Genomic DNA, 3,478 nt, shown 5'->3' with positions numbered 1-3,478 from the left:
GGCCCGGGGTGTGGGCCTGCGCCGGCGCGGCCACCGATAAGCCGGTGGCCAGCGCGAGCACCGCGAGTAACCGCACGTGATTCGTGAGATTCATGGTGTCGAGCGTAGTTCGGCGTCGTTCAGGCCGGCACGGCGCAGCCGGCGTACCGGGGCGATCAGGAGCAGGGCGCACACCACGCCGATCCCCACGGCCGCCGAGCCGGCCATGAAGTCGCGGGGCTCGATCAGCGTGGTGACCGGCCCGGCGAGCGCCTGCCCGACCGCCATGCCGGCGACCGAGCCCGCCACCTCATAAGCCGTGACCCGGTTGAGCACGTCCGGCGGGACCTGCGTCTGCACGCTGGTGGACCACATCACCGACCAGAACGCCCAGGCGCACCCGCCGGCCACGTGCGCCAGCATGAGCACCGGGAGCGGCGCGCCGAGCGCCACCATCAGCGGCATCGGCGCGTACCCGGACAGGGCCATCGCGCCCGCCGCGAGCGGTCTGACCGGGCGGAACCGGAGCGCGAGCGTCCCGCCGAGCACCGTACCGAGCCCCAGCGCCGCCATCACCCACCCGTAGTCCGCCCCGATGATCTGCGACGACAGCGGGACGTACGGCCCGACCACCAGAAGGCCCCAGACGACCCAGACCAGGATCACCGACCACATCCAGGTCCGCGCGCGGAACTCCTCCCACCCGCGCCGTAGGTCCGACAGCACCCTCGTACTCGTCGCGCGCGGCATCGCGGGCAGCCGGACCAGCGCCAGGCACACCCCGCTGACCAGGAACGTCGCCGCGTCCAGGGTGTAGACGAAGCCCGGTCCGGTGACCGCCATGAGCACCCCGGCCAGCGCGGGCCCGGCGAGCTGCGTCACCGCGTCGGCGAACTTGAGCGTCGCGTTGGCCCGCTGCGGGTCCTTGGCCACCTGGGGGACCATGCCGTTGACCCCGGGCTGGAACATGGCCGCGGCGGCGCCCGCGAGGAAGGACATGGCCAACAGCAGGGGCAGCGGCGGATCGCCGGTGAAGAAGGCGACGGCCACGACCCCCTGGGTGATGACGCGGACCACGTCCGCGCCGATCATCATGGTGCGGGCGCCGATCCGGTCGGCGAAGACGCCGCCGAAGAGAATGAACAGGACGAACGGGGTGGTCAGCGCGGCCAGGACATAGCCGACCCCGGCTATGCCGTAGAGCTGCCCGACGGCGAGGGCGGACGCGACCGGCATGAGGGCGTCCCCGAGGAGCGAGATCGCCCGTGCGCCGAAGTAGAAGGTGAAGTTCCTGGTCCACAGCGATGTCACGCGCTCAATATTGGACATCGCGGTCGATCGTGACAGGTGTCCCAGATGACATCATCAGGTACATTCGCGCCATGACCCACCGCGTAGTGGCACTCGTCGGGCCGAACCAGGAGCTGTATCCGGTGACCTCCGCCGCCGCGGTCTTCGGCTACCACGGCCCGGACATCCCGCAACACTACGACTTCCGGCTCTGCACGGAACATCCCGGCACCCTCACCACCACTCTGGGCATCCCCATCCAGGTGGAGCACGGCCTCGGGGCGCTCGCCGACGCCGACACGGCGATCATCGCGAGCTGGTCGGTCGGGCCGACGCCCGCCGTACTCGACGCCGTGCGCGACGTCCACGCCCGGGGCGGGCGGATCGTCGCCGTCTGCTCGGGCATCTTCGTGCCCGCCGCCCTCGGGCTGCTCGACGGCCGCCGCGCCTCCGTCCACTGGGAGCTGTCCGCCGAGGTCGCCGCCCGCTTCCCGGGCATCCACCTGGACGACACGGTCATCTACGTCGACCACGGCGACGTCGCCACCGCGGGCGCCTCCGCCGCCACCATCGACCTGTGCCTGCACCAGGTGCTGCGGGGGTTCGGGGCCGCGCACGCCATGCGGATCGGCCGCCAGCTCGCCGCCGGGCCGCACCGGGAGGGATGCCAGCGGCAGTACCCGCCGCTGCCGACCACGGGTCCCATGCCCGCCTCGCTGGCCCCGCTGCTGGAGTGGCTGCTCGCGAACCTCTCCGCGCCCATCACCGTGGAGGACATGGCCGCCCGGAGCGGCACCTCGGTACGTACCCTGACCCGCCAGTTCGCAGAACAGCTCGGCGTCCCACCGGCCCGCTGGCTGCTCGAACGCCGCCTCGCCGCCACCCGCGCCCTGCTGGAGGAATCCGACCTGCCCGTGGAGACCATCGCCCGGCGCGTCGGCCTGTCCTCCGCGGTCAACCTCCGCCGCCGCTTCCGCACCGCGCTGCACACCACGCCGGCGTCCTACCGGCGCTCGTTCCGCTGAGCCGCTCGGCGCGGGGTGTCAGGCCAGCCTCGGTACGAGCCGCAGGGCGTTTTCGGTGTAGACCTGCCGCAGGACCTCGGCGGGCAGGTGCAGGCCGGAGATCGTCCAGCGGCCCATCTGCGGCGGGTCGTCCAGCGAGTGCGCGAACGCCTCGTCGCCGGTCTCCATGAACCGGAAGTGGATGCGGTAGACCGCGCGATCGGGCGGGATCTCGTCGGTGCCGAACAGTACGCGGCCCGGGTGGCGCAGCATCAGCGCGCGGGCCGTGCGCGGCTGGCGGCCCAGCTCGGCGATCCGCGCGGCGATGTCGATGTGGAAGTTGGGATAGGTGTCCAGCAGCCGGCCGGCGAAGGCCAGGTTCTCCGGCCAGCAGCCCGCGTGGACGCCGATCACGGTGGTCGCCGGATGCTCGGCGATCATCGCCTCCATCGCGTCCATCAGCCGCTGGAAGGGCGGGAACTCCGGGCCGGAGAAGTTCCAGTCGGAACGGGCGTTGAGCTGTTCGAGCCGTTCGTTGCGCTCGTCCGCGGGCTCGAAGAAGGCCACCGGGTCGGCGGTGTGCAGGGCGATCGGCACCCGGCACTCCCCCACCGCGGCCCACAGCGGATCCAGCCGGGGGTCGTCCAGCATCAGCAGTTCGCCGCGGTGGTCGCGCACCCGCAGGCCGACGTCCTTCCAGACCTTCAGGCCGGCCGCGCCCTCGGCCACCGAACGGCGGAGCTGGGCGGCCAGCTTCTCGCCGAAGCCCGGCTCGGCGGCCAGTGACCAGTCCACGTGGCAGAACGTGGCGAACCTGCCGGGGTGGGCGGCGTCGTACCGCTCGATGTTCTCGGCCAGCTCCCGGCCCCAGCGGCCGTCGAGATTGACCATGCCGCGCAGGTTCAGCTCGTCCATCATGCCGATCAGGGCGGGGACGTCCTTGACCATCCAGTCGCCGTCGTCGCTGAGCCAGCGGCCGAGGTGGATGTGGGCGTCCACGGTGGGCAGGGCGGCCCGCTCGACCTCGTGAGCGGGGACGTTGAGCTGCGATATCGGGCGATAGGTGGAAAGCGGCGGATCGTACGGCATGCTCATCCCTTGATCCGGTTCGGGAGTATTCCATCATACAGAATGGCATTCCGAATTAGCGTGTCAAGGGGGCAGAACGCCTTCGGTGCCCGAAACCGGGGCGCCGGGTACCGGGT

General features: G+C 71.6%; 3 protein-coding genes. 1 reads left to right on the top strand and 2 read right to left on the bottom strand.

Going from position 1 to position 3,478, the window contains the following annotated elements:
• Positions 1–90 precede the first annotated feature (90 nt).
• Positions 91–1,308 carry an MFS transporter gene (locus C1I98_RS36795; RefSeq protein ID WP_233508502.1) on the bottom strand — a complete coding sequence of 406 codons (1,218 nt, stop codon included), beginning with the start codon at positions 1,306–1,308 and terminating at the stop codon, positions 91–93.
• A 53-nt stretch (positions 1,309–1,361) separates the two neighbouring features.
• Between C1I98_RS36795 and C1I98_RS36790 the strand changes: the two genes are divergently transcribed.
• The gene (locus tag C1I98_RS36790; protein WP_111171891.1) at positions 1,362–2,294 is read left to right on the top strand and encodes a GlxA family transcriptional regulator; all 933 of its coding nucleotides are present in this window, start codon (positions 1,362–1,364) and stop codon (positions 2,292–2,294) included.
• A gap of 18 nt (positions 2,295–2,312) precedes the next feature.
• Here C1I98_RS36790 and C1I98_RS36785 read toward each other — a convergent pair whose 3' ends face one another.
• Positions 2,313–3,368 (bottom strand): amidohydrolase family protein, encoded by a 1,056-nt coding sequence (locus C1I98_RS36785; RefSeq protein ID WP_111171890.1) that lies wholly within the window; start codon positions 3,366–3,368, stop codon positions 2,313–2,315.
• Positions 3,369–3,478 lie beyond the last annotated feature (110 nt).

The sequence above is a fragment of the Spongiactinospora gelatinilytica genome, assembly GCF_003236385.1.
GTDB lineage: Bacteria > Actinomycetota > Actinomycetes > Streptosporangiales > Streptosporangiaceae > Spongiactinospora > Spongiactinospora gelatinilytica.
This window is presented reverse-complemented; position numbering and strand designations above follow the sequence as displayed.